The 25,664-nt window shown below is 52.9% G+C and carries 21 protein-coding genes; 1 reads left to right on the forward strand and 20 read right to left on the reverse strand.

The window, feature by feature from the left end; translation table 11 throughout:
• Window positions 1-119: 119 nt before the first annotated feature.
• Genes L991_RS01750 through L991_RS01785 form a run of 8 tightly spaced genes read right to left on the reverse strand, consistent with a single transcriptional unit; the run spans window position 120 to window position 9,308 of the window.
• Window positions 120-935: an ABC transporter substrate-binding protein gene (locus L991_RS01750; protein ID WP_197053764.1), complete on the reverse strand. Its 816-nt coding sequence runs from the start codon at window positions 933-935 to the stop codon at window positions 120-122.
• A 23-nt stretch (window positions 936-958) separates the two neighbouring features.
• The gene (gene fhuB, locus L991_RS01755; protein ID WP_047391544.1) at window positions 959-2,902 is read right to left on the reverse strand and encodes a Fe(3+)-hydroxamate ABC transporter permease FhuB; all 1,944 of its coding nucleotides are present in this window, start codon (window positions 2,900-2,902) and stop codon (window positions 959-961) included.
• Complete coding sequence (locus L991_RS01760; protein WP_047391548.1) at window positions 2,899-3,663, reverse strand: ABC transporter ATP-binding protein; 765 nt, start codon at window positions 3,661-3,663, stop codon at window positions 2,899-2,901. Before L991_RS01760 ends, fhuB begins: the two co-directional genes overlap by 4 nt.
• 51 nt (window positions 3,664-3,714) lie before the next feature.
• On the reverse strand, window positions 3,715-4,428 hold the full coding sequence (locus L991_RS01765; RefSeq protein WP_052190500.1) for a siderophore ferric iron reductase: 714 nt from the start codon (window positions 4,426-4,428) through the stop codon (window positions 3,715-3,717).
• A complete protein-coding gene (locus tag L991_RS01770) occupies window positions 4,429-6,246 on the reverse strand; it encodes an IucA/IucC family siderophore biosynthesis protein (RefSeq protein ID WP_052190501.1) in 1,818 nt (605 codons plus the stop codon).
• Window positions 6,243-6,851, reverse strand: coding sequence for a GNAT family N-acetyltransferase (locus L991_RS01775; RefSeq protein WP_052190502.1), 609 nt, complete (start codon window positions 6,849-6,851; stop codon window positions 6,243-6,245). The genes L991_RS01770 and L991_RS01775 overlap by 4 nt, the downstream gene beginning before the upstream one ends.
• Entirely contained in the window at window positions 6,838-8,010 is a 1,173-nt protein-coding gene (locus tag L991_RS01780) for an MFS transporter (RefSeq protein WP_047391552.1), read from the reverse strand. The genes L991_RS01775 and L991_RS01780 overlap by 14 nt, the downstream gene beginning before the upstream one ends.
• Window positions 8,001-9,308: a lysine N(6)-hydroxylase/L-ornithine N(5)-oxygenase family protein gene (locus L991_RS01785; RefSeq protein WP_047391555.1), complete on the reverse strand. Its 1,308-nt coding sequence runs from the start codon at window positions 9,306-9,308 to the stop codon at window positions 8,001-8,003. The genes L991_RS01780 and L991_RS01785 overlap by 10 nt, the downstream gene beginning before the upstream one ends.
• A 215-nt stretch (window positions 9,309-9,523) precedes the next feature.
• On the opposite strand from L991_RS01785, the gene L991_RS01790 reads away from it, so the two are divergent.
• Window positions 9,524-11,647, forward strand: a complete 2,124-nt coding sequence (locus L991_RS01790) for a TonB-dependent siderophore receptor (protein ID WP_197053765.1) — start codon at window positions 9,524-9,526, stop codon at window positions 11,645-11,647.
• 374 nt (window positions 11,648-12,021) lie between these two features.
• Here the strand turns inward: L991_RS01790 and L991_RS01795 are convergent, their stop codons facing one another.
• The 12 genes from L991_RS01795 to L991_RS01845 form a co-directional block, all read right to left on the reverse strand.
• Complete coding sequence (locus tag L991_RS01795; protein ID WP_197053766.1) at window positions 12,022-12,861, reverse strand: alpha/beta fold hydrolase; 840 nt, start codon at window positions 12,859-12,861, stop codon at window positions 12,022-12,024.
• Window positions 12,862-13,096: 235 nt separating this feature from the next.
• Window positions 13,097-13,360, reverse strand: coding sequence for a hemopexin repeat-containing protein (locus L991_RS01800; RefSeq protein ID WP_047391559.1), 264 nt, complete (start codon window positions 13,358-13,360; stop codon window positions 13,097-13,099).
• 5 nt (window positions 13,361-13,365) lie between these two features.
• On the reverse strand, window positions 13,366-14,988 hold the full coding sequence (locus tag L991_RS01805; protein WP_047391687.1) for a methyl-accepting chemotaxis protein: 1,623 nt from the start codon (window positions 14,986-14,988) through the stop codon (window positions 13,366-13,368).
• Window positions 14,989-15,320: 332 nt separating this feature from the next.
• Window positions 15,321-17,396: a methyl-accepting chemotaxis protein gene (locus L991_RS01810; RefSeq protein ID WP_047391562.1), complete on the reverse strand. Its 2,076-nt coding sequence runs from the start codon at window positions 17,394-17,396 to the stop codon at window positions 15,321-15,323.
• An 80-nt stretch (window positions 17,397-17,476) separates the two neighbouring features.
• Complete coding sequence (locus L991_RS17145; RefSeq protein WP_255350766.1) at window positions 17,477-17,698, reverse strand: YchJ family metal-binding protein; 222 nt, start codon at window positions 17,696-17,698, stop codon at window positions 17,477-17,479.
• A gap of 117 nt (window positions 17,699-17,815) precedes the next feature.
• Window positions 17,816-18,958 (reverse strand): nickel/cobalt efflux protein RcnA, encoded by a 1,143-nt coding sequence (locus L991_RS01815; protein ID WP_047391565.1) that lies wholly within the window; start codon window positions 18,956-18,958, stop codon window positions 17,816-17,818.
• A gap of 9 nt (window positions 18,959-18,967) precedes the next feature.
• Window positions 18,968-19,228: a metal-sensing transcriptional repressor gene (locus tag L991_RS01820; protein ID WP_028450114.1), complete on the reverse strand. Its 261-nt coding sequence runs from the start codon at window positions 19,226-19,228 to the stop codon at window positions 18,968-18,970.
• 184 nt (window positions 19,229-19,412) lie between these two features.
• Window positions 19,413-20,789: a chromate efflux transporter gene (chrA, locus tag L991_RS01825; protein WP_156128947.1), complete on the reverse strand. Its 1,377-nt coding sequence runs from the start codon at window positions 20,787-20,789 to the stop codon at window positions 19,413-19,415.
• Entirely contained in the window at window positions 20,786-21,724 is a 939-nt protein-coding gene (locus L991_RS01830; RefSeq protein WP_047391570.1) for a chromate resistance protein ChrB domain-containing protein, read from the reverse strand. The genes chrA and L991_RS01830 overlap by 4 nt, the downstream gene beginning before the upstream one ends.
• 398 nt (window positions 21,725-22,122) lie before the next feature.
• A complete protein-coding gene (locus L991_RS01835; RefSeq protein ID WP_047391574.1) occupies window positions 22,123-22,575 on the reverse strand; it encodes a spore coat U domain-containing protein in 453 nt (150 codons plus the stop codon).
• On the reverse strand, window positions 22,576-24,864 hold the full coding sequence (locus tag L991_RS01840; protein ID WP_047391577.1) for a hypothetical protein: 2,289 nt from the start codon (window positions 24,862-24,864) through the stop codon (window positions 22,576-22,578).
• A complete protein-coding gene (locus L991_RS01845) occupies window positions 24,852-25,574 on the reverse strand; it encodes a molecular chaperone (RefSeq protein ID WP_028450109.1) in 723 nt (240 codons plus the stop codon). The genes L991_RS01840 and L991_RS01845 overlap by 13 nt, the downstream gene beginning before the upstream one ends.
• Window positions 25,575-25,664 lie beyond the last annotated feature (90 nt).

A 25,664-nucleotide genomic window follows, 5' to 3' on the forward strand; every position in this document is an offset into this window, starting at 1 on the left:
GCAACAAAGTCAAAAAATAGCTGTAATTGCGCTTTTGTTGATAATGATCCCATTTGTTTTTACACAGCCTCGCCGATAAACTGACCTGTGAGCTGCATTCACAGTGTCTAACTGTTTCTTTAGTTCAGCGCCTTCGCGATGACCTGTGCAGTTCGTGTTATGGAAGTGACGCCCCCATTTGTCCAAACGGCGGGTAATGCGCGTACTCGCTGAGTACGGACCACTGGCAGCGCTTGCCATAATGCGCTGCGCTCCAGATCCGCTTGGCGATTAAAGGGCGCTATATGCAGCAATAGGCCTGACTCTAAACGAGCCAGTTCTGGCAGTTGGCGTAAATGCGTACCCCATGCGCTCCGTGGCTGTGGGCAGGCATTTTTAATGCCGAGCGCGGCCATTGCGGCTTCGGGCATCGAGTTGTCTCCATACGCCCAGTAGCGGGTTGGTGAAGCAAAGCGCACGATGCAAACAGCCGGTGGTTGCCCTTTGAAGCGCTGATTCACTGCGTCGCGTAATCGTTTTAATTCTGTTTTTTGTCGTTGCAGGAATGCCTCGTGAGCGGCGAGGCGATTGAGTTGAATGGCCAGTTGCCGCTGGAGTTGCTCGGCAGCATTAACGTTGTCATGATCGACCCGAAAAGAATCGAGCAGCAATGTCGGCGCGATTTTTTGCAGATTCGCCTGCATGCCGGCCAGCGCAGGATTAATAATGATCAGATCAGGCTTGAGCGCGTAAATGCGTTCCAGATTCGGTTCCAATCGGCTGCCGGCATCCAATACTTGTGCGTGTAGGCGAGGCTCTACTACCCATTGTTGGTAGTCTTGGCGGTCTGCGACGGCCAATGGGGTGACGCCCAAGGCAAGTAAGTACTCGGTGGCTTCCCAACTCAAGGCGATGACTTTCTTGGGTGCGGCCTGAAGCAAACTACTCAGCAACATACCAAGCAAAATCCAATATATCTTCATGCGATCCTCCTACGTCGGCAGAGTAAACCAATGACCAACAGGCTCCCGCAGGTCCATGATGCCAGTGCACCGACCGGGATTTGGCTTGGGAAAAAAACTGTTCGACTGGCCAGATCCGCCAACCCGAGTAGAGCTGCGCCAATCAGGCTGGCGAGCCAAAGCTGATCTTTAATCGTGCGCGCGCCAAGCTGAATCGCCAGCTGGGGTAACACCAAGCCGATAAAGGCCAGCGGACCGAATTGACTGCTGATGGCAAGACTGAGCAGGCCTGCAAGCAGTAGCAGCAGTACGCGTGCTTGCGGCACTGCTAAACCGACCGCTTGGGCGAGTGTTTCTCCAAGGCCAAATAGCAATAACACACGCGTAAACACTAAACTTATTCCACCCAAAATCAGTACTGCGCCCAGTAAGGCAATCGCTTGCGTGGGGGTGGTGTGATAGGTGGAGCCCGCGAGCCAATTCAATAATTGAAAGCTGTCTTGGTTACCCTGGGCCAGTACTAGCTGCAAAGCCGCTTCTAATAAAGAGGACAGGCCAATACCCAGGAGAATCAAGCGTGCGGGGCTTTGGCGTGGGGCGAGCCAGCATAAAGCCAGGAGCACCACTACGGCGCCGCTACTGGAAAAGAGCCAGAGTGAGAGGCTGGTGCCAATCCCAAGGCCAATTAACATCCCGAGGCTTGCACCCGCAGAGATTCCCAGTAGATCTGGGCTGGCGAGAGGATTATTGAGTAAGCGCTGCAAAATCAGTCCCGCAATAGCGAGGCCCATCCCTGCGGCGCAGGCCGCCATCATGCGGGGCCAGCGTAGTGCCCATAAGCCTGCATCGGGCCAACTGATCAACCAGTGGCCAGCCGCATCTTTGCCGCTGATGGCGCAAAGTAGCAAGATTAAAGCGGCCAATAGACACAACCCAATCAGCGCCGCTGGCTGATGGCGGGATGGGTGTCCGGTGGCATCGGGCAGGCTTGAGGCCAGTGGGAGTTTCAAACACAACCAGATTAAGATTGGTCCACCTAGCAAACCGATTGCGGCACTCGTGGGCAGCAGATCCGCAAGGTGGCGGCTCAACCAGATCGCCACAATATCGGCCAGCAATAAAGTAATCGCGCCAAGTAGGGCGGCCATACCCAGATTGTCGGCCGGTTTATGCGCTCCGAGTAGCCGCGCTAATGCCGGGGCCAACAGGCTCACAAAACCGATAATCCCCACCGCCGCGATGGCTAGCCCATTCAGCCAGAGTGCTAGTAGTGAAGTGATGATCGCCAGACGCATGACATTTAAGCCGGCGGCGGCGGCGGCTTGGCTACCCAGCTGTAGTAAGTGCAATGGTTTGCAGAGTAAGGGAATGAGCAATAGTGCAGGAGCGAGGCGAGGCAGTAACCAGAGTACCCACTCCCAATCGTTTTGGGCTAAATCACCAGCCCCCCACACCAGGAGCGTCCGGCTGTATTGATCATTGAGCATGACAGCAATTGCCGCGACGCTTCCCAGAAGCAAGTTCAAGGCGGTACCCGCCAGTAGCGCATTCAGGCTGTGTAGCTGCCGCCAGCCGGCTAAAGCCCCAACCAGAATTAAGGCAAATAGACTGCCACCTAAGGCTAGCCATTCGAGTGGTAATTGGAGTCTTGGAGCCAGCACGCCTGCGAGGACAATTGCGCACCATGCGCCAGCCGAGGTGCCCAAGGTCATGGGCGAAGCTAGAGGGTTTTGCGTCAGTAATTGCAGTAAGCCGCCCGCCAGCGCCATGACCATACCCAAAATGACTGCGAGAGCAGTGCGTGGGAGATGCGTGTGCACGAAAATCAGCTGCTCCAGCGATTGCACTTCATGCAATGCTTGCCATTGTTGCGCCAGCGAGAGCGGGGTGCCGATTTGGATGTGCAGGGCCGCGAGTAGGGTGGTGACTAAAGCCAGTAGATACCAAGCTGGGCGCATCATGCGACAACCGCCACAGCATGTTTCCCGGGGCGAGCGAGGATATCGAGCTCAATGCCATACAAGTCATCTAACTGCGGGTGAGCCAGCAATTGAGCCGGCGAACCATCAAACCAGATTTGTCCTGCTTGCAAGGCGATGATGCGATCTGCATAGCGGAGCGCCAAATTCAAATCATGCAAGATGGCCACGACGGCACAGCTTTGCGTCGACACCAAGTGCTGCAGCAAAGCCATTAACTGATATTGGTGAGCTAAATCAAGCGCCGAGCTGGGTTCATCCAGGAGCAACATCTGCGCATCTTGCGCGAGCAACATGGCTAGCCAGGCCCGTTGGCGCTCACCACCTGATATTTCGTCCAGCGCGTGTTCAGCTAAATGGCTGACATCGGCTTGCTGCATCGCGGCCGTGATGCGCTCTTTATCGTTTTCCTGCCAGCGTGCTAGCCAGCCACGCCAGGCGAAACGGCCTAATTCAACTAATTCACGCACTTGCATCAGGGCTGGCTGTGGGATTTGCTGCGGCATGAATGCAATTTGCTTGGCTAATTCCCGCGGTGCATAAGTTGCGATCGGGCGACCCTGCAGCAAAACCTGCCCTTCATCGCTGGGTAGCTGCCCCGCTAACACCTTAAGGAGCGTGGATTTACCAGAGCCATTGTGGCCAAGAATGACGGTGAGGCCATGTGGGGGCAGATTGAGCTGATCGATCTGTAACAGTATTCGCCCCTGCCGGGCGATTTTTAATTTTTGAAGCTGGAACATGGTGGGTATGTTTCTGTGGCTGTTTTATTAATTGATTCTTGAGGCTATACCCTAGGTGGGTTCTAGTTCGCGGCGGATTTTTTCAAGGCGGATTGGCATTGGCCAACGTGGGCAGGTGCTACAGGCTTCTTGGCCTGGGAGACGAAAATGCTGGCAACAACCCTGGCGATTCAACGCCGGCACGCAAGCACCTGACGGCAGCCGCACTTGCATCACATTGCCGTGTTGTTGCCACCCCAATGCATCTAGCCAACATGCAGTTTGCGCATCGAGCTGATGTGCAGACCACTTGAAATGTTGCGCCACTAGCAGCAGCGCTGAGAGCACGCAATCGACGGTCATGCAGGCTGCCTGCTTAGCTGAGTAGCGGCTGAGCTGAACGAGCTGCTTGTAGTGCGCGTGGTGATAGCGCAGCAGAGATTGCGCCGCCTGCGTTATCACGGGCGTGCTCGCCTCGCTGTTCGCCGCGTCGGCGGGCAAGGTCCACGAATGTGTGACGCCAGCGCACACCGTTTGCCAGAAGTGCTCCAAATCAAGCGCACGATGGGCGCAATGCACCGCCAGCACACAGGCGTACGCCGGTTGCCACATCAGCATGCCCCAGCTACGCGCACGCCAGTAATGCACCCCGGCCTCAGGTGTGCGGCTTTGCCAGTGTGCGTACAATTCGCCTATCAGCGAATGCTGTTCGCCACGCTCAGGTCCGGCCTGCCCGTGCAGATACGGGCAAACGCGGGCGATTTCAGTCAATACTGCCGGTAGCAATTACACCTCGCCAAGGCTGGCCGGATCGCGCCAACGCGCCAGCGGATTGATCAGCAGACCGGCCATTTGCAAGCCGCTGGCCGGGTCTTCCAGATTGAGCATGTGCTTGTTATTGGCCATTTGCAGACGATTCAGGCACGAATGCTCAAAGTCGGCGGCAAACAGATCGTAGCGGGCAAATTGCTTGGCCAGTTGCGGGTGCTCTGACTGATAGCGATGCGTGCAGCGCGCCACAGCATGCCAAAATTGTTCGACGGTATAAGCGCATTGATCGTGCAGGATGGCCGCGACATGACGCAGATAGCCGTCAAATACGTCAATAAACAGGCAGAGCGTTTTCATTTCATCCGGAATATGGGTGGAAACGCGCAGCATAATTTCGGGCAACTCGACTGCCGGATTCAGGATGCCGACTTCTTCGGCAATGTCTTTCATCAGTACGCGCGCAACGCGGTGATTTTTTAAAATCATGATTAGGTTTTCGCCGTGCGGCATATAGATCAGATCATGCTGGTAGAAGCAGTGCAGCAGCGGCGCAAAATAGGCGTCTAGATATTCGGCGACCCACTGATCGGTGCTGATGCCCGATGCCGAGATCAGCTCGGCAATCAGCGCGCGGCCATCGTTATCCAGATGTGCCAGCGCCGTCATCGTCATCAGCTTTTCGCCTTCCTGCAGATGCGTATTCGGGTTTTCACGCCAGAGCGCGGCCAGCATTTTCTTGAAGGCGTTGTTTTCCTTGATCGCCGCTTCGTAATACGGATTGCGATAGCCGATGGCTGCCACTTCGCGCAGGATATGAAAGCCTTTGCTTTGCAGATAGGCATCGCCCTCGACCAGCGCATACACCCAGTCGTTAATCGCTGGCGTGGCCAGCATGTAATACGGCGACAGGCCGCGCATAAAGCCCATATTCAGCACCGATAGCGCGGTTTTGACATAGCGTTTGCTGGTGTCGCTGACATTGAAAAAAGTCCGGATCGATTGCTGCGCCAGATATAAATCATCGCCCGTACCCAGAAACACAATCTGCTGCTGGGCAATTTCTGCGGCAAAGGCCATCGCTAGTTTGTTTTGCCATTGCCACGGGTGAGCGGGCATCAGCCAGTAGTCGCCATCGTTCAGGCCCAGCGCCTGTAAGCGCTGGCGGAATTGGGCAAGCTGCGCCTCGCCCAGCTCTTCACGCATCATCTGCTCGTAATCCAGCGTGGCCGAGATCGACAAAGTTGCGCGTTGTTTATGTACCGCCAGCCAGACAATCTGGAATGGGGTCGCCGCTTCCGGTGCGTAGCGGCGGTAATCGTTGGCGTCAAAACCTAGTCGGCCATTATTGGCCACAAAGCATGGATGGCCTTCGCTCATTGCGGTTTCCACGCGTTGGAAATCGGCATGAATCAGCTCGGCTGCGCTGGGCGCTGCGCGGTCGTGTTTGTACGCGCTGCCATAGAGTGTGCTGCTGATTTCATCCAGATAGACCGGCAGCACATGTTCTTTGAGCAGCAATTGCTCGCGCAGCTCGAGCATAAACAAGAGTGCGTCCAGCTCCTGTGGCTGCTCGCCGTTGTGCTTGCTGATCGAATCGGCGGGAATGCTCCAGTGATTCAGAGCCAGCAGCTCGGCACGAAAGCGATAGCTGATCTGACCGTCATCGCTGTGAATCTGGTATTGCCCATCGGCTTGCTGCACCGGCGTGAGCAGGCCTTCGTGGGCAAATTCGCTGATGGCCTTGCGCACCAGCAAGCGGTTGACCTTGTGCCAGATGGCGGGGTTCAGGTGGGCGCATTCGGCCAGAGTGGGGGCGGGCAGGCGAGTGGTCATGCAGTGATCTCCAATTCGGTAGCTTGCAGAAAAGAGGCGCGATCGCAGATGGCAAACCAGGCGGTTTTGTACGAGAGCTTGATGGTGTGCTGGTAACAAAATCCGGCGTCGCGATTTATCGGGTGGATCTTCTGGTTGTTTACATCCGGCTCGACGACCACGCGCAGATGGCGGCTCTGGCTAAATAGAAAGGACAGAATCGTTTGCATCACCGCGCGGGTAAAACCGTGCACGGCGGGGCCACTGGCGGGGGCGACCAGAAAATGCATGCCGATATCGCCAGCTTGCACGGCGTAATGCTGGCCGAGTTCGTCGTGTGCCGGATCGTAGGTTTCAAGCAGAAACGCAGGCTGGCCAGCGTAAAACGCCAGATACGGCGTGCAATGCACCGACTCGATTTGCTGGCGATAGCATTGCGCCACTTCATCGGGGCTGGCCTGCTGCATGCCCCAGAAGCTGGCACGCGGTGCTGTGACCCACTGGTGTAATAAGGCAAAGTCGGCGCTGGACAGTGGCCGCAATTGAAATTGCCCCACGCCGCTGACGGTGTGGCAAAAAACCATCTCGGGTGTGGCAGCGTTCTCGTTCAAATCACGGCAGGACATCGGCAGTTCTCCGGGTGGGCAGCGCGGGGGTGGCATTGATCAAGGGATACAGCAGCAAGCTCAGCAAGAGCCCGGCGGCAGCAAGCCAGAATGGCGTGCTCAAACCATGCAGGCTGACCAGCCAGCCCGCGCTGTAATACGACATCAGCACGCCAATGTTCTGAAACAGGTTGATCTTGCTGTAATCGTGCGCATACGCAGCCGGGCTGCTTTTTTCGAAAATCAGCGCGTCAAGGCGCACGGTGAGCTGGAATGAAGCCCAGCCAAACAGCACGCGGCCAAAGAGCACCCAGCCTGTTTCTCCTGAGCCTTGCAGCAGCAAACCGGCAATGCCCAGAATCAGGCAAAAGACCGCATGGTTGGCCAGACTTTGCAGCCCGACGCGCTGGTTGAACCACAGCGCCAGCAGACCCACCGCCGCCGGTATGGCGTACACCCACGCCGCCAGCTGCACGCCGTGTTCAGGCTCGATTGGCTGCCAGTACTGCACAAAAAACGGCACGATCTGGTATTCGCTGAAATAAAACACCAGCATCAGTACGCCCAGCGGATAAATTCCCCGCGAGGTGGTGATTGGCTGGGCGGTGTCTTCGGCCGGTGGCGCAGGCTGCTCCAGCCCTGCATAAATCAGATAGGCGCAGACGCCAATCTGCACAATATCGCCGACGGCCATCAGCAGGAAAGCATGCTCCAGCGGCCAGTGCGTCAGCGCAAAACCACCCAGCACGGCACCGGCAATATGCCCAAAGTGCACGACAATCGACAGGAGGCCGATGGTATGGCCGTGATTGGCTTCGTCCTCGCCCGCCATCAGATAGGGGTAAATCAATAAGTAGCTGGCCTTGAAAACAATCATCGCCAGCGACAAGACCCAGAACAGCCACAGGCTATCGGTAAAACTGCAGGCGATGCACAGCAGGCCCGCACCAACCTGAGTCCACAGCAGTAGCCTTAACGTACCGCCGTGGCGCACCATGCGCGCCCAGAAAGGCAGCGCCAGCATGGCCACGAGGCAAATTGCCGCCGTATACGTGCCGATGTGTTCGGGATTGCTCACGCCAAAGCGCTCGGCAAAATACTGCGGATAAAATGGCAGCAACATCGTGTCGGCGATCACGGCCACCGCGGTCATGGCAATCAGCCAAAATTTCAAGCCCATGCCATTTCCTGCTGTTCGGTGGCGCTGAGGCCAAATTGCTGGAAAGCTACGCGTTGCTCGATCGGGTAGGGCGAATACCCCAGCACTTCGCGCAGGATCACCGAATTGCGATGGCAGGCCATGGTCAGATCGGGCGCGGCCAGGCCATGCGTATGTAGCTCGGCGTTTTGCACAAAAATCTCGTTGCCGTGCAGGTCAATGCTGTAGTTGCGGCGCACGGCCAGACGGCCTTGCGCATCGAAACGGATGCGATGCTGCACACCCTGCATAAATGCCGGTGCCTGATAACCATAGCCGCTGGCGATCACTAAACCATCGTAGTTGGCGTGTTCACCTTGGCCGGTTTCATGGTGATGCAGCTTGAGTGTGTAGTTGCCGTTTTTCAGCGTCAGTGCCTGCATTTCCACATTGCTGAGCAAGCGGCTGGGCAGCTCTCCATCGAGCTTGAGGCGATACAGCTCGTCAAAAATAGCGTTGATCAGCGTCCGGTTAATGCCTTTGTACAGGCCTTTTTGCGATTCCAGCAGTGGCAAGCGGGTATGGTCGGGCAGCGCGTGGAAGTAGTCGATGTAATCGGGCGAGGTCATTTCCAGCGTGAGCTTGGTGTATTCCAGCGGGAAAAACCGTGGCGAGCGGGTGATCCAGTCGATCTGGTAGCCATAGCGGCGCGCATCCTGCAACAGATCAAGGTAAATCTCGGCTGCGCTTTGCCCGCTGCCCACCACGGCGAGGCGTTTTTTCTGCTGCAGCTGGGTTTTGTACGTCAGATACTGGCCGCTGTGTATCACTGGCACACCCTCGCAGCAGGGTGGTAATTGCGGCTTGGTGCCGGTGCCTAGTATTAGCTTTTTTGCCAGATATTGGCTGCTCGCGCCCGTCCTCGTTGATGTGCAGGATAATACATAGCAGGCCTGTTGTTCGTCGTAGCGCGCAAACTGCACAAATTGCCCAAAGCGCAGGTTGCTTAACTGACCCGCCACCCACTGGCAATACTGGTTGTATTCCTGCCGCAGCAGAAAGAAATCTTCCTTGATGTAAAAGGCGTACAGGCGGCCGCTTTGCTTGGCGAAATTCAGAAAGCTGTACGGGCTGGTCGGGTCGGCTAGTGTGACCAGATCGGCGATAAACGAAGTCTGCATCGTTGCTCTGTCTAGCAGCATGCCCGGGTGCCAGTTGAAATGATCGGCCATGTCAAAAAACAGCGTTTTCACTCCTTTGAGAGGCTCGCTGAGGGCGGCGAGGCCGAGATTGAATGGACCAATGCCAATCCCTATCAGATCGTAGATTCGATTTTCCATCCCTTCTCTCCAGTGTCTGTGTCGTTCAACTACGAGGCTGATACTTTAGTGCAAATAATAATCGTTATCAAATGAGTGTTGCAGTGATGAGGACGTAACCATTAAGTAAGCATGCTAAGTCGCCGTACGGCAGCACTTAAATATACATGACAATCATTATCATTATCGTTATTATTTTGTGGCGTTTTTTACAATTTCACTTCGTAGGTCGCCCAATGAGACAGCAAGCATTTAGCATCAGGCCATTAACCCTGGCATTAGCAGCCGCCGGTATCCTGCTGCATACACAGACGGAGGCCAGTGACGCCGCACTGCTGGATACCGTGAATGTAACGGCGACAAGCCAAGAGCCTACCGCGGGGGATTGGTCTACTCAGGACAGTCGGGCGGCGACCAAAACCACTACACCGCTCAATGAACTGGCTCAGTCAGTGAGTGTCGTGTCACGTGAACAGATCGAGGCATTGCGTCCAGTTACGGTAGCGCAGGCGCTTAACTATGCACCGGGTGCTTATGCAGGCTTGTTTGGTAGCGCAACGCGCTATGACTATGTTGCATTACGCGGGTTTGTGGATACCAGTATGGCCAATACGGTATTGGACGGAATGCGGCTGATGTCGGATGCCGGTGCCTTTAGTGCCTTCCAGATTGATCCGTATTTCATCGATCGGATTGATTTGGTGCGAGGTCCAATTTCCGTGCTATATGGCAACGCGGCACCCGGTGGGATGGTGGCGCTGATGAGTAAACGTCCTCAGCAGCAAGCTGAGCGAGAAATCCGGCTTGATGTGGGAGCGAACAACGAGCGAGGGTTTGCTTTCGACCTCACCGGTGGCTTAAGCGCGGAGTGGAGTTACCGTCTCACTGGTTTGACACGTGCTGCCGATAGCATGCAAAACCATGCGAAAGAAGAGCGACAGGCTTTGATGCCTCAATTGATGTGGAAACCCAATGCGGATACCGCATTGCTTTTGCAAGCCTATCTGCAGCGTGACCCAGAGGGCGGTTTTCATAGCGGTACGCCGTTTGAAGGCTCGGTAACTTCGCATGCAGGAAAGCAGATTGCGCGCGAGTTTTATGATGGCGAGCCGGGCAATGATCAATTTGACCGCCGTCAGAATATGTTTGGGTATCAGTTCGAGCACCGTTTTGCGCCAGCTTGGCAAGTACGCCAGAATTTGCGATATACCGATGGGCGCTCAAAACTCGAGCAGGTTTATCAATCCGGTTGGGCGAGTGATACCGAGCTTTCGCGTGGGTATTCCTTCTCCGAGGAGCATTTGAAAGGCTTAGCGGTAGATACCCGTGTACAAGGCTCGTTTGGCACAGGCATGTTGATACACGACTTGATTGCCGGGATTGATTATCAAACGCGGGAAAACTCAGGCTATTGGGGTTGGGGGAGTGCAACGAATATTGATGCCTTTAATCCAGTGTATGGGCAAGCGACACTAAGCAAAGATGGCCAGACCAATTTTGTTCGCAAATTTAGCCAACTTGGATATTACCTGCAAGACCAAGTTTCGCTTGGCGGCTGGCGCTTTACCGGTGGCCTCCGTTACGACCGGGCCACAACCTCTTCGCATGATCCGGACTCCAAGAGCACCACCGAGTGGGATGGTGGGGAGTGGAGTCGTCGTTTAGGTGCCTTGTATTTATTTGATAATGGCATTGCGCCGTATGTGAGTTATAGCGAGTCGTTCGATCCAACCAGTAATACCGACATTAACGGCAAGGTGCTGCAACCTACCCGAGGAACGCAGTATGAGGCCGGGCTTAAGTACCAACCGCATCCGGGTTTGCTGCTCACCGCCGCAGTATATGATTTGGAGCAGAAAAACGTCGGTCGGATGGTGCCAGGCCAATCCTATTTCGAGCCGGTGGGCACGGTGCAATCGCGTGGTCTGGAGCTAGAAGCGCAGTGGTCAGTCACCAAAGCGCTGTATGTGCAGGCGGCCTATACCCGGAATCAGATGAAGATCAAAAATGGCGCGCCCGAGGCTGAAGGCAAGCGGCCTCGGCAATCGCCAGAGCAAATGGCTTCAGCGTGGGTGAATTACACCCCACTGGAAGGTGCGCGTTTGGGGCTCGGTATTCGCCACATCGGAAAGAACTATGCGGATATTGCGAATACCATGACGGTATCAAGTGCTACTTTGGTGGATCTTTCAGCCAGTGTGGAGCTTGGGCGTTGGAGCAGTGCGTTGAAGGGAGCAGCCTTGCAATTGAGTGCTAGCAATCTGTTCGATAAAGATTATGTGGCCGCTTGCTACGACGAAACGTATTGCTACTTTGGTAACGGCCGGACCGTGACTGGGACGTTGAAGTACAGCTGGTAACTGTTTCTAGTACGTTCATGTATTCAACCTGGCTTTAGTTCGAGCCCTGTTCTTAAAGTGTGCGATACATGTCTTATGCCCTCCCGGTAATTAGGGGAGGGCATTTGCAATTAATGTTACGTCTGGCCATATGGCAGGTTTGCATTCAGAACCGGCCATACACAGCGGAGCGGTGACCGACTGCTTAGACTGAGAAGCTGACCTGTGAGCTGTATTCACAGTGTCTAACTGTTTCTTTAGTTGAGCGACTTCAGCATAGCTTACGAAATTCCCCTAGTGAACAAAACATTCTTATTCGTCCACACGGTGTGTAATGCACGTACACGCTGAGTACGAACTATAGGCTGCACTTACAACATGTGCGGTGCTCTGGATCACTGAGTGTCGCGCACTGCGTTGATGTGTTTATTTATTACATCGAGCACTAGTTTAGGGTGCGTATGATGGATGAAGTGCCCCCCTGGTACCGCAATACTCTCACCATTGATTAGTCCAGCACTAAAGTCCTGCTGACTTTGAATCCAGGCACGAATAAAACCGTCTGAGTGCGGAAACTCTTTCTGATTGTTATAGAGTAACGTGACTGGAATTTGGGCCAGCTGCTTGGCGTCGGGCACCTCATTGCGCCCATTTTTCTCACCAAGTACTTCTGCGCGGCCAGCTGCTGGCATCATGGCAAGCAACAAAAGATTGTCCGTCGGATCGCATAAATTTCCTTCATATTGCTTGCAGAGTGCAGTGAAATTCTTCATTCGGCCATCAATCAAAATAATACTGGCAACTTCATCTGGCCACTGTTGTGCAAAGTTGAGGACGTAGTAAGAGCCGATCGAATGAGCTACCAAAATATAGGGTGGATTGGCGCCCGCTTTTTGCAAATTTTGCCTTAATGTATGGGCAGCCTTGCTTGGCAGCCGAACCGGAGGGACTTCTCCAAATATTTCTTCACCCCAGCCAGTACGGCTAAACGCGTATGTAGGTGCAATGGCTCCGACTTGTTTGATTAATTCATTCCAGGTGGCTTTGCCATCTTCATCCGCCCCATGCTCAAAAACAACCGCAGGTGTACCGGGGCGGTAACTTTGTATCGCATTAGCGGTAGTGGGGCCATTAATTGATTTAACAACGCCAATAGCCTGTGTACAGCCACCAACCGCAATGGATACGCTTATGCACGTGATGACGTGCAATGCTTGAGCTAGGATTGTTTTCATGCTGAAGCCCCTTGTTATTAGCTCCGAAACTACATGGAGCATCTCATCACATTGTTTCAGCAGTCACACTGCTCCCTGTGGATTGAGTTTTAATTACCTAGTTCGATGCCTAGAAGTCTTGGAGTTTTAAGTTCAGTCGAGACCAAGGGAATGTTGGTAATAAAAATGGCCTGATCCGATTAGATCAGGCCATATCATTTGTTGAGCGGCTAACCGGAAGTCGATTTATGACGGTTTATTCTGCCAGCCCTTGCAAAGTCGTTGGGGTAACCAGCCGCGGATAGCCCGCATCGATACTGTTCGCCCACAAGTCATAGCGCAGGTAGCTTCCATCTTTGAGGAAAAACATCATTTTGCCCCCCGTCCAGCGCAGGATAGCGGCAATTTGTTGCGCGTATTTGCCCAGACCGGGCCAAGAGTTGTCATCAATGGCTTTGGGGTAGCCGCTCTCGACCTGATCGGCGGATTTGTCATAGCGTAGATAACGGCCATCCGCCAAGAAGATTAAACCTTGAAGTGACCAACCAGTTCGTTAAGCTTGCCGGCAATTCGCTCGACCTCAGCGGCATTTTCCGCGGCGTGATGAATTGAAGTGCTCGTTTCCTCCACCATCTGCGAAATATCCTCAACCCGGGCTGCTATGCTGTTGCTGGCCATACTTTGCTCTTTGGTTGCCGAAGCCACTTCATGCAGATGGGCCAAGGTGTCTTCGGCTCCTGAATGAATGTGCTTCAAGGAATGGGCAACATTACGCGCCAACTCTACACCTCTCTCGACCTGAGGAATTGCTGCGTCCATCACATCCACGACACTGACAGTTTCACCCTGTATCGATGCCAGCATGTGTTCAATATCTACAGTGGCACTGGCGCTACGCTCGGCAAGTTTACGAACTTCATCGGCAACAACAGCAAATCCGCGACCCTGCTCACCTGCACGGGCAGCCTCAATAGCAGCGTTAAGTGCCAGTAGATTGGTCTGGCCGGCGATATCTTTGATTACCGCTGCAATACCAGAAATTTCCCGCGCCTTTGTATCAAGTTGGCGAATTTGGCCTGTTGCTTGGGTAACGCTGGCAGCAATGTGTTCCATGGTCGAGGTCGCGGAAGTCACTTGGCCCACACCGGTTTCGGCCAACTCGGTAGCCTGTCGCGATGCCTGTTCGGTTATGCCAGAGCTCTCCGAAATATGGTTGATGCTGACGGTGAGCTCCTCCATGGCTGCGGCCATCGACGTGGTGGCATCGGCCTGTCGCCCCGCGGCGATTGAAATTTCCCGGCTAGAGTTGGCAATAAGCGTTGCTTGACGGCTCAAGACTTCCGCATCGCCACGGACCTGGCTCATCACCGCACGTAAGCCGTGCGCCATTTTACCGAGCGTGGCCAATATACTACCAGTTGGCGCATTCTGAATATCTACTCGCAAATCACCTTCGGCGACTCGCTGCATAATTGCCATGCCGTCCTTAGGCTCGCAGCCCAGCTGTCGCACGATGCTCTTGCCAATAGCCAAGGCCACGAATCCAACGAGTGCGGCCAACCCTAACAGCTGGGCAATTCCAAGCAACAGGGCATTTCTGAATGCTTTATCGATATCATCTACGTACACCCCTGTGCCCAGAACCCAGTTCCACTCGGGGATCAGTATTGCGTAAGAAATCTTTGGCTCTGGAGTGTTTGAACCCTGCTTAGTGAAGAAGTAGTCAACAAAACCTCCACCTTGCTGCGCAGCAGCTGTCATTTCCTTCAAGATCAGCTTACCGTTGCTATCTTTCAGGTCACTCTTATTCTGCCCCTCGAACTCCGGCTTAGTAGGCATTAGGCGATAGACCTGATTTGTGTCGAAAATGAAAAAGTAGTCGGTTTTGTCAAAACGGACGTTGCGCAACGCCTCGACGGCGGCTTTCTGAGCATCGGCAGCCGAGAGCACGCCTTTCTGGCTCAGCGTGCGAAAATGTCCTATCACACCCGCAGCCGTTTCAACTTGGCTCTTGACTTTCATCATGCGCTCTTCGCGCATGCTTTCCCGCAAATGTAGTAAATCCAACCCACTAAGCAAGGCCATACCCAGCAAAGCCAAAATACTCAGCACTAGCAAGCGAGTGCGAACTCTCAGATTCATCAGCATTGTCATTTTGCATTTTTCCCTGACTTCGATCTGGTCTCAGCAGCAAGTGCTGCCCCTGTGTTTTTCATCATGGGACGCTTTTGCCAGATCACCCAATGATTACAACATAGTGTTAGGACAACAACATGAATTATTAGTTAATGCTTATATATATAAGCCAAGGATCACTCTAGGTCCGTGCGGTAGATTCGCCACAACGAATACTTGGACTTGAGCAACTGCAACCCAGTCATTTATCCCCATTTGGCGGATAAAGGACCTAATGCGCCTACACGCCGACGGCTGTTTGCAGCGGTTGGCCGTCCTCCTGTAGGAGGTACGATTATTAAAACTTAAGTTTTGAAGCGAGCAACCAAGTCCTGCAGGTTACTAGAGAAATCGCGCAGTTTTCCTACGGAAGACATCACTTCTGTCATCGCTTGATCGTTACTGGAAGCCATATTACTAATTCGCTCGACGTGCTGAGCAATTTCGGTAATAGCCATTGCTTGTTCGCGTGCAGAACTGGCAATCATCTCGACCCTTGATACCAAGCCATCGTTTGCAGCAAACACTGAGTCTATGGATTGGCTAGCCTCTTCGGAAAGGGAGACGGAGCTCCGGATATTGCGATTGGTATTGCCCATTTCTCGAGCTGCAGAGCCTATTTCATTCTGGATTTGCGTGACGATGTTGCCAATTTCGACAGTCGCTTCAGCTGTCTTACTGGCCAGCTTCCTGACCTCATCGGCCACGACAGCAAATCCACGACCTTGTTCACCGGCTCGAGCGGCTTCAATGGCTGCATTCAGCGCCAGTAAATTTGTTTGGTCAGCAATATCCTTAATGACGCCAACAATGCGATCCACGTTACCCAGCTCAGCGGTAAGGCCTTCGATCGTTGAGCCAAGCACTTTAACGCTGCGGTCGACTGCTGCGACTTCCCCAGCCACTTGCCCTACTAACTGTTTGCCACCGTCAATCTGGGTATTGGCCGAATGTGCAAGTTCGTTTACATCCTCAGTGGTTGAAGCGACGTGCTGAATGCTTACCGTGACTTCTTCTACGCTTGAGGCAGTTGCACTGGCCGCCTCTGCTTGCTGCCGTGATGCCTGACTGACCGAGGCGGCGCTGCTCGATAGATCCTGGGCGGCCTGGCTGACGGCACCGCTTTGTTCTCGGACTTGAATAAACATGCTTCGTAAGCGTTCCATAAATTCGTTGAACGCGGCGCTGCTACGGCCAATTTCATCTTGAGAGTGTACTTCTAGGCGATGAGTCAAATCCCCTGTACCACTAGCAAGCGTTGTCATTGCCGTGGCGAGCGTATTCAAGGGTTTCAAAAGCCAAGAAAGCAGAATGGCAATCAATGTAACCAAGCCAACACCGGTTAGTCCGCCAATCAGAATGGCTTTGTGCTTGGCTGCAACCGCATCTGCCATGATGGTGGCGCGTGGGACATTCAGGCCAAGCGTCCAGTACTGGCCTGTATTGCCTATGCGCACAGGTATCCAGATTTGGAACTGATCATCGTGATCTTGTCGTGCCATTTCACGATTTTTGAGTTTTGCGGTGACGTCTGCGGGTAGTAGTTGCGTATCAACGGGCTTACCAAGCTGGGCGGTATCTTGGGTCACGACCTGTAAACCTGTTTCTGAAATCAAACTTAACGCGCCCGTACCGAACGGTTTAAATTGCCCCAGTGTTTTTTGCAGCTGCCCCAGCGGCATATCCATTGCCGCCAAGCCTGCAAATTTGCCCGCAGGGTCTTTCATCGCGACCGTCAACGACGACATCAGCACTTTTTCACCTTGCACCTCATAAACATAAGGCTCGGTGACCGTATCCCGGCCCCGTTGCTTTGGCACAAAATAGAAATCCCCCCACCCAGACTTCTCGTAGGCGGGCGTGTAGCCAGCAGGATTATTACGGAATGGCTCGGCGATCTTTTGTTGTTCTGCCCCTAGCATCGTATCTTGGGCAATCTTGTCGCCTGATCGAGTGATGTAGGGCATGTAACGCCCAGTAGGGTCGTGGATCGGCCAATCCTGCTGGTACTGACTGTCTTTGCCATCTAAGGCGTTAGGTTCCATGAGCATCCAGATACCTGATGCCGATGGATATTCATTCAGTAACTTGATCAGTACTTGATCGATGGCCTTCCGTTCAGGCATCTGCGTTTTATGGAAGCCATCAATGGTGGTTGCGAGCTGACGTGGTACCGAATAGGCGAGATCAAAGAACGCCTCAATTTCTTTAGCTTGGCCTTTGGCCTCACGCTCTAACAGAGCAAGCCCTGCTTTTTCTGTGCTGTGATAGATCGTGTTGCTGATGATCGTCACAAGGATGGAGAGGCCAATGACTAGGATGCCAGAGGCGGCTATAACCACCTTGTTGCGAATAGACAAAGCTTGCCATTGAGTACGCATTCTTGGCTCCTGCTAAAGGAAAATACCAGTATTCACTTTAGGTGCGCCAACGGCGAATGCAATCGCTGATCTCGAAATTGCTAACCGAATTCAAAGTTGAAGCCAGGAGTAATAAGAGATTTTGACCAGCCCCAAGTGTAATAGCCTGTCAGCAGACGGGAGTTGGCGTGGCTTGCTGAAAAAGTCAGTCTGAATCGCTCCGCTTCCGCACGATTAAAGTCATCGCGAATCTCTGGTGCATGGCTGCGTTCAACATGATCGAGCTGACGTTGCACAAAGGCGGTATAGCGCGAACGCATCAATGCTTCAGCTGTTAAAGCTGGTGATCCAGCAATAATTGGGGCGCAACAAGCTTAAAATTCGAGTTTCGAACCATATGGGCATACCGCCATAATGAACCTCTTTGTGTCGTTGCCAACTTAAGGCAAATTGATCCAGCCGTGATAGCCTACGTACAAGCCCACGAGCATGATTAATGCCCCTGAAAAATATGGCGCTTTACGAGCAAACTCACCGAAGCCATTCCAGCGGGTTGAAACGTGTTTTACACTCAAGGCCGCCAGAACACCCGATAGAACCATTGTTAATGCCAGACCAATACTGAAGCACAGCACCAAGGTTGCCCCTAAAGCAATTTCTTTCAGCTGCAGGCAGAGCAACAGTACGGTGATGGAGGCTGGGCATGGAATTAGTCCGCCAGTCAGACCAAAAATGACGATCTGACCGGTTGTGACTTCACGATTGGCAAAGCGACGACGAATGTCATTGGCGTGTGCTAATTCGTGCGGGTCTTGATAGCCAGGAGCAGAGATATCCAGTTCAGCATAATCAGTGATAGCGTGATGGTGATGGTCGTGCTCAACATATTCCACATCATAATCATGGCTATGATGGCCGTGCCCAAGGCTTAAACGAGCCACAAACTCATGCGGCTCCGGGATTTCTTGCTCAGATTCCAAAAAGCCGTCACGTTGTACGAACGTGAAGGATTGAATGCTGCCATCGGCGCGTTCGGTTTCGATTTTGACCTGATTTGCCGCCCATGTATGACCACTATCGGCGAATAATTGAAAGCGTGGCGGAACGCCATCTTCAAAGATTTCAAGTCGAACCACGCCATGTCCGGTATCAATTCGCTTCGTTTCATCATGACCATGATGATGGTCGTGGTCGTGGTCGTGGTCGTGGTCGTGGTCGTGAGAGTGCGAGGCGAATTGTTGATTGCGCCAAGTGCGCCAAACCATCCATAGTGCGGTAGCGATAATGATGACCGCTGAAGCCACCTGCAAATAAGGTTCGCTGGTCTCTGCACTCCAACGCTGGCCGAAGTACATACCGCCTAAAGCAATAATCCAGACTACCGCGGTGTGAGAGATCGTTGCTGAAACGCCAAGCAAAATGGCCTGCGTGATCGTTCCACGCACGGCAACAATAAAGGCCGCCATCATGGTTTTGGAATGACCTGGCTCCAAGCCATGCAAAGCACCTAATAAAATTGCACTTGGAATAAATAGCCAGGCATTCGCAGCACCTTGCTGTAATAGCGTAGAAAACTCTGTCATGCAACCACCTTATAGGTATTTGGTAATGGCTTTAAATTCACGGATAGCATCCGCGCTCTGATCTTGCACTGCGTGTTCAAGGCAATGATCGATGTGGTCATGCACCAAGGTCTTTTTGGCGCTGCTCACCGCACTTTCAACTGCCTGCAATTGCTGGGCAATTTCCAAACAACCGCGCTCGTTTTCGAGCATGGCGATGACGCTATTGAGGTGGCCTGCGGCGCGTTTTAAGCGCTTGATGATGTCGGGATGTGATGCGTGCGTACCCATAACTCTATATCCTATCCTAGGGGTTAGGATATTAGCCTAAGGTTGTGGCCTTGTCTGCAGGAATTGCTTAGTGTGTGTTAGGAAAATGGGATCCTGTTTTATGGAAAGGCCTTCCCGCCCCATGATTTGAAATGATCAAATTTGGGGCGGGAGTAGTGCGTTAACGCACTGCTTGCAAGCATCCTTACAGAGTCAAGGCTTTTATGAGCAAGCCAACAACCGCACTTGCGGCGATAACATGAATAACATTGCGTTTGTATTTGAACAAGGCGATGGCCGCGGCAATAGAAATCAGTACTGAGATCCAGTCTACTGAAGTCAAAATTCCACCAGCGAAGCCCTTTGGCCACCAAACGTGATAGCCAAAAAACAGTGCCAGATTCAAAATCACGCCGACTACAGCAGCTGTGATGGCAGTCAATGGTGCGGTGAATTTCAAATCATTGTGCGTGGTTTCAATCAATGGGCCACCAGCCAGAATAAAGATGAAGGATGGCAGAAAGGTAAACCACGTCACCAATGTGGCAGCAACTGCACCAGCCAGAAAAACTGATTCAGGGCCGAAGATGGCTTTGACATAACCACCAACAAAACCGACAAAAGCCACAACCATAATCAATGGGCCAGGCGTGGTTTCGCCAAGTGCCAAGCCGTCAATCATTTGGGTTGGCGTGAGCCAGTTGTAATGGCCGACTGCGCCTTGATACACATAGGGCAACACCGCATAGGCACCACCAAAAGTCAGTAAGGCCGCTTTGGTAAAGAACCACCCCATCTGTGTCAACGTGTGATCCCAGCCAAAATAGGCAGTCAGCAAGCCCATTGGAACGACCCACAGTAGTACGCCAATGACGATAATTTGCACCAGACGCGACCAGCGAAATAGCGCGTGTTCTGGTGTTGGCGTATGGTCATCAATCAGCGCCGCGCCGTAGGATTTATCCGCCTTGCCATGGCCTCCACCCGTTTTGAAGCGGTCAGGCGCAATGCGACCGCCGATATAACCGACTAATGCTGCAACGGCCACAATGATGGGGAATGGTACATTCAACGCAAAAATTGCAACAAATGACGCTGCAGCAATTGCCCACAGGATATTGTTTTTCAGAGCTCGCGAACCGATGCGGTGTGCGGCTTGGACGACAATGGCCGTAACTGCAGGTTTAATGCCATAGAACAACCCAGAAACCAGTGGCACATCGCCAAATGCAATGTAAACCCACGATAATGCAATGAGTATCGCCAGAGAGGGCAATACAAATAAGGCGCCTGCTGCAACACCCCCACGAGTTTTATGCATTAGCCAACCAATATAGGTTGCCAACTGCTGCGCTTCAGGGCCGGGCAAGACCATGCAATAGTTCAGCGCATGTAAAAACCGTTTCTCAGAAATCCAGCGACGACGCTCAACTAACTCTTCGTGCATGATTGAGATTTGACCTGCTGGCCCGCCAAAGCTGATAAAACCGAGCTTGAGCCAAAACAAAAATGCCTGCCAAAAGCTCACCGCCGGTGGCGGTAATTCGGTCTGCTCAACCTTAAGCAATTCGGGTTTGTTCATGATGAGGAATTTCTTTGTTCAAAACTGCTTAGCAGGCCATCAAACACAGCACTGGCAGAGAGTAAAAGTTGATCATCGTTGGTGATGGCGTCGCGCAGGCCTGCGAGCACGGTTTCGATGCCGACTGATTCAGGCGGTTGAATACCACCGACATCGAGGTAATGCACCAAGGCACCGAGTCGTTTCAGCCCTGCTGCTTCTAGCCCAAAACTGTCCAGCAGGACTTCAAAGGTCACGCGATGCCCAACATGGCTAAAACGAGCGCCATCAAAATCAAATCCCAATGCATCTGTAGGGCAATCCGCTGGAGACTCCAGCCAAAGTAATTTGGCTTTAGGATCAATAAAACGGCGAATCAGCCAAGCGCTGGCCAAGCGATCCACCCATGGTCGCCGGCGTGTTGCCCATGTTCGACCTTGGTATTCGCTCAAAAACAGTCGCGCTACATCTCCCTCAGTGGGATAGGGCTCATCCGGCGCTAAGGCTCGTGCCGAAGCTAACTCCAGCTCTTTCAATGCGGCATCGGCCTGTTTTTGGGCTTCGTTCGGGAAGAAATCAATCTCGCACAGTGCTGCAAACGCTTTGCGCTGTTTACGCACTTGTTTGATCACTTCTCGAACCGTCTCAGCGCTCAGACTCGCTCGAACTTTTGTTATTTCGGCAAGCAGCGCCACATAATCTGCGGTACGGTCGAATAGATGGCTAAATTCATCAGCCTCAGGCTGCTCAATGTCGAGCACGTAAGCTGAACCACCAGCGGCCTGAACATCTGTTGCAATCGAGGCCAGTGTTTGCCTGCAAGCTTCAAGGGCAGGCATCAAGTACACACCATCGCGTACAACGGCTGCACCGGAAGATTTAAGCGTACGCCAGGCTCGCATCCGCACAGTGGCGGTCTCAGTTGGCAAAGTAAGGATAAGAGAAATTAGTTTCATTTGTAGAGTTTAAAACAGAAAGGTTGTAAACTCTACAAAAATATCAATTTGAAAGGTAAGTCGATACCTATGGTTTGGCGTCCGCTATGGCTGAGCAGCACAAGAATGCCGCACAACAAAAAAAGGCCGCAATCTGATAGCGGCCTTTCATTTTTACAGCTTCGTCATCGACACATCGGCCTTGGCGGACGTACAGTCTTGGTACACGCAAGCTGATTTTACGAAAATTGGCATACACAAGAACGCCCTAGGGAACTCCATATCTAGATATCGATCCGCACGCGATTAAGTTTCATGCTGGCGGGCTATGCCAAATCATTCGCGGAGAAATCAAGTATTGTGTCTGACGTGCTCTGAGGCTAATTGCTACTGAGAACGCGTGGCATCGCTAGATTAGGCTACGGGCTTAGCGTGATTGTCACCGTATCGCGATAGGTGCCTGCGGCCACTAACGGCTGACCACCAAACACTTTCACCCAAAACGAAAACCGCCCCTGATTTTGATCGGTAATCATAATGGTGCCGATTTGATTGCCGCTATTGCCAAAGATGGTGCTGCAAGCGCCATCTAAGCACAGCTGATAGCGCAACGTATCGCTGCGGCTATCATGTTTCATGCGGCGATTTTCAATGCTGCCCGTGTTTAGCGATGGGCCTGCGCTTAGACTGGCGATGGCACCGCCGCTGGTACACGTGAGAAAAATGGCATATTGGCGCGTAATGTCGATATCGGGGAAGTAAACCCCCATATCCCCGATGGGTAAGGAGCTGATCGAGCAGCTCATCGCCCAGCTTGCACCGGGAAAGCCCAAGCAAGAAGCTAGCGCGAGGGCGAACCATTGTTTGCTCATTTATTGCGCCCCTTTTCGCAGGCAGTGTATCGGGCCCAATTCAGTCACAACTTCATTCTGTGGGGTAATGCTGATGCGGGCAGTACAGTCTTTTGCTTCAAAGAGATACTCTCCAGGGGTAAGCTCTTCCGTGTAAAAACGGCCATCCAAGCTGGTGCTGATGGTGACGGTCTTGCCGTTTACTTGGCTACTTAGGACGACATTGCGTAATGGCTCGCCCAGCTCGTCAAGTAATTGTCCGCTAACGGCGTTGAGCTTTTGCAATCGAAACATCACCGCGCGGCCATCGCGATTGCCGCTCAGTATTTCGTACTGCAGGTAATTAACGCTGTATTCAATCGGAATATCGTTTTGGTTTAAGCCAATTTGCTGGTAATTAAAGCTCGCAATATCGGGCAACAATAAATAACCATCTGCATCGGTGTTCCCCATGGCGCTGCTATTGTGGGTGACGCCAATATTCGGCAGCCCCGTATCAACCCAAGCAAAACTATCGTGGATATACCGCGTTGCACCCCAGCGGCCTTGGCCGGAGGCGATGGCCCCTTGCCAATTAGCGCGCCAATTGGTGTTGCTGCCTTGTGCGCCAGCGGTGTGCATCACATTGAAACTGGCTTGCCCGTAGCGCAAATTGCTTTCGAGCCAGCCTAAATAATCAGTCCCATTGTCTTGTTGCTGTGCGCTTAAGCTATAACCCCAGCCTTCGCCGCTCGGTGCGCTTTTATTCAGGGTACTGGCATAACGCATGTGCTCGTTTTGGTACTGAGCCCCGCTGTAGAGATTATGTCCCGAGCCAAAATACCATGATAGATTCAAGTACCCGCTCCAGTCGCTGCCTAATTGATGGTCGACTTTGCGAATTTGGCTGCTTACAGACACATTGCGCCACGGTGAAATCGAATAGCCCAGCGTATAGCGATGTAAGTTTTGCAGTGGGTCGTCACTACTTTGCCGGCCATATTCCAGATTGATATGGCCCAAGCGCTGGTTGCCCCAGCTCGCGCCCACATTGACCGACCAGTCCGCAGGCGTAAGTGGGGTGAGTTCGGAATGAGTGCGCCAATAGCCTGCGCTTTGCCGTTGACCATTGGCATACAGGCTAAAGTCGCCATTGCTATAGCGATACTGAAATTTCTGGGCATGGCCATTTTGTTGGGTGTCATGCTCAGCCCAAGACGCTACAAGGCCTAGCACGCCATACTGCCCTAATTTTACATTGCCAAATACACCATAACTGCGATCATCCGGATTACCACTGGCCTGCGCCCCAACCGTTAACCAATCGCTTAGACCAAAGCGGTGAAAAGCCGCGTAGGCCAAGCCTTCATAATGATCGAAACTGCCGTTTTGCCGCGCCAGCCCGAGGTTGTAGTTAAATTCACTTAAACCGGCTTTGAGTAGAGAGTCGTCAAAGTAGTAGGGGATGGCAATATTCTGCACGCCACCGTACTGATCTTTAATCACAATATCGACGTTTTGCAGCCCCGAGAAATATTGCAAATCGCCAAACTGGTACATGCCGGGTTGTAGATTAACTGTCTTAATCTTTTGGCCGTTTAAATACACTTCGGCAGTCGACGGCTGCGTGATCGCGGCCTGACTATGAAAACTGGGCGCGCTTTCGAAATCGGGCTGCATACTAAACACGCGCGAGATGCCGATACCCGCCATCGTTTGATTAAAGCCCAGCGCAGCTTGGCGCGGGCTTAAGTCGCCCAGCGTTGCGCGCAACATCAGTTCGGGTTGATCGTAGTCCAATGTGGTATTAAGCCGTCGCCATTGCTGGTTTTCGCTTAGATAATCGTGTTCGCTACGAAAATTGAAATGTGCCGCGTTGAGATTCAGCGTTGGGCTGATTTGATACGAAAGACCGCCTTGCTGTCGGTGGAGCGCGGAGAGCCGATAGCTCACATAGCCCGAGAAAGGCGCTGCCGCAGGGTAAAGCTCGGTGTGAGTTTGCTGCAGTGAGACGGATTTTTCGCCAAATTCACTCGCTGGGGCGTCAAGGTACACGGTGAGCGTTGAAGTATCGATGCGGCTTTGAATCCCGTCTAGGGTGTCGGCCCGATAATAGCGTGTCTGATCGTGGCTAATTAGTTCGCCATGAAGGGTATTGATTCCGGCGCCTTTTAATGATTGCTCTGCAATCCAATACCCCTCTTGGTCGTAAATGGCTTCTACATCACCTTGCGCCACGCCGTTTACGACCAGATTGAGCAAAACTTGCTCCAGCGCGTGGGCGCTGGTGCTGCAACACAGCAGTAATAGCCAGCGAACTAGGGTCTGCATGCGGAGGCAGGTATTGAAATCGATTGGCTGAGGGTTTGTTGGTCGGTTTCAATCACAATCTGTTGTGCTTGATTATGCGAACACGCGCTAGCAGGCAAGGGCAATTGGTAGTTGCGGCGTACGCCTGGGTGCAAATACCATTGATCGAACTGATTGATCTCGTCGCCATCATGACCGATACGCACCCGCGTAAGGCGCTGGGTGGTGTTGCCGTTATTGTGTAGCTCAAACCGCAATTGCTGCTGACCGACCTCAATGACACTACTCTTGAGCTGCACCAGCCGCGGGCTGGGGCGCACAAAAACCGGCACGCCAAAACTCACGACCATCGCAACCTGACCTTGCGTTTCTTCGCTCGGCGTATTCGGTTGCTCGTTAATATATAAACGATAAGCGCGTTCTTGTGCCGTGGCGGCTAGTTTGCGCCCGAGCCGAATAATCTGCTTTTGCTGCGGGGCAATTTCAAATTGGCGCGGAAAAAAAATCAATTCATCAGGCGCGTCGGTATACGTTTCTTGGCCGTGCTCGTCTTGCGTCCAACGTTTGAGCTCTAGCGCAAAGCGCAGCGGCTTGTCGCCTTGGTTACTGACCATAATGGCCTGTGATTTATCGTGTGGGCTCAGCTCAACGCGAATGGGGGAAACGGCAAATTGCCCAGCCCAGCTCGATAAACAACATAATCCGATGAAGAAAGCAGAAACAAAGCGCATAGTGTGACCACTTGCGGATAAAGAGTGTGCTGATAGTTTAGCTGCCTGTCTCGCCAATGCAGGCCGTTTTAGGGCTTGCGGGCACCGAGT

The sequence above is a fragment of the Chitinibacter sp. ZOR0017 genome, assembly GCF_000799095.1.
In the GTDB taxonomy this organism is placed as follows: domain Bacteria; phylum Pseudomonadota; class Gammaproteobacteria; order Burkholderiales; family Chitinibacteraceae; genus Chitinibacter; species Chitinibacter tainanensis.

Bases quoted from the DNA above. Each gene is read 5' to 3' on its own strand.
- L991_RS01750 (WP_197053764.1), bottom strand. From the start codon at position 935: ATGTTGCTGAGTAGTTTGCTTCAGGCCGCACCCAAGAAAGTCATCGCC.
- fhuB (WP_047391544.1), bottom strand. From the start codon at position 2,902: ATGATGCGCCCAGCTTGGTATCTACTGGCTTTAGTCACCACCCTACTC.
- L991_RS01760 (WP_047391548.1), bottom strand. From the start codon at position 3,663: ATGTTCCAGCTTCAAAAATTAAAAATCGCCCGGCAGGGGCGAATACTG.
- L991_RS01770 (WP_052190501.1), bottom strand. From the start codon at position 6,246: ATGACCACTCGCCTGCCCGCCCCCACTCTGGCCGAATGCGCCCACCTG.
- L991_RS01775 (WP_052190502.1), bottom strand. From the start codon at position 6,851: ATGTCCTGCCGTGATTTGAACGAGAACGCTGCCACACCCGAGATGGTT.
- L991_RS01780 (WP_047391552.1), bottom strand. From the start codon at position 8,010: ATGGGCTTGAAATTTTGGCTGATTGCCATGACCGCGGTGGCCGTGATC.
- L991_RS01785 (WP_047391555.1), bottom strand. From the start codon at position 9,308: ATGGAAAATCGAATCTACGATCTGATAGGGATTGGCATTGGTCCATTC.
- L991_RS01790 (WP_197053765.1), top strand. From the start codon at position 9,524: ATGAGACAGCAAGCATTTAGCATCAGGCCATTAACCCTGGCATTAGCA.
- L991_RS01795 (WP_197053766.1), bottom strand. From the start codon at position 12,861: ATGAAAACAATCCTAGCTCAAGCATTGCACGTCATCACGTGCATAAGC.
- L991_RS01805 (WP_047391687.1), bottom strand. From the start codon at position 14,988: ATGCTGATGAATCTGAGAGTTCGCACTCGCTTGCTAGTGCTGAGTATT.
- L991_RS01810 (WP_047391562.1), bottom strand. From the start codon at position 17,396: ATGCGTACTCAATGGCAAGCTTTGTCTATTCGCAACAAGGTGGTTATA.
- L991_RS01815 (WP_047391565.1), bottom strand. From the start codon at position 18,958: ATGACAGAGTTTTCTACGCTATTACAGCAAGGTGCTGCGAATGCCTGG.
- L991_RS01820 (WP_028450114.1), bottom strand. From the start codon at position 19,228: ATGGGTACGCACGCATCACATCCCGACATCATCAAGCGCTTAAAACGC.
- chrA (WP_156128947.1), bottom strand. From the start codon at position 20,789: ATGAACAAACCCGAATTGCTTAAGGTTGAGCAGACCGAATTACCGCCA.
- L991_RS01830 (WP_047391570.1), bottom strand. From the start codon at position 21,724: ATGAAACTAATTTCTCTTATCCTTACTTTGCCAACTGAGACCGCCACT.
- L991_RS01835 (WP_047391574.1), bottom strand. From the start codon at position 22,575: ATGAGCAAACAATGGTTCGCCCTCGCGCTAGCTTCTTGCTTGGGCTTT.
- L991_RS01840 (WP_047391577.1), bottom strand. From the start codon at position 24,864: ATGCAGACCCTAGTTCGCTGGCTATTACTGCTGTGTTGCAGCACCAGC.
- L991_RS01845 (WP_028450109.1), bottom strand. From the start codon at position 25,574: ATGCGCTTTGTTTCTGCTTTCTTCATCGGATTATGTTGTTTATCGAGC.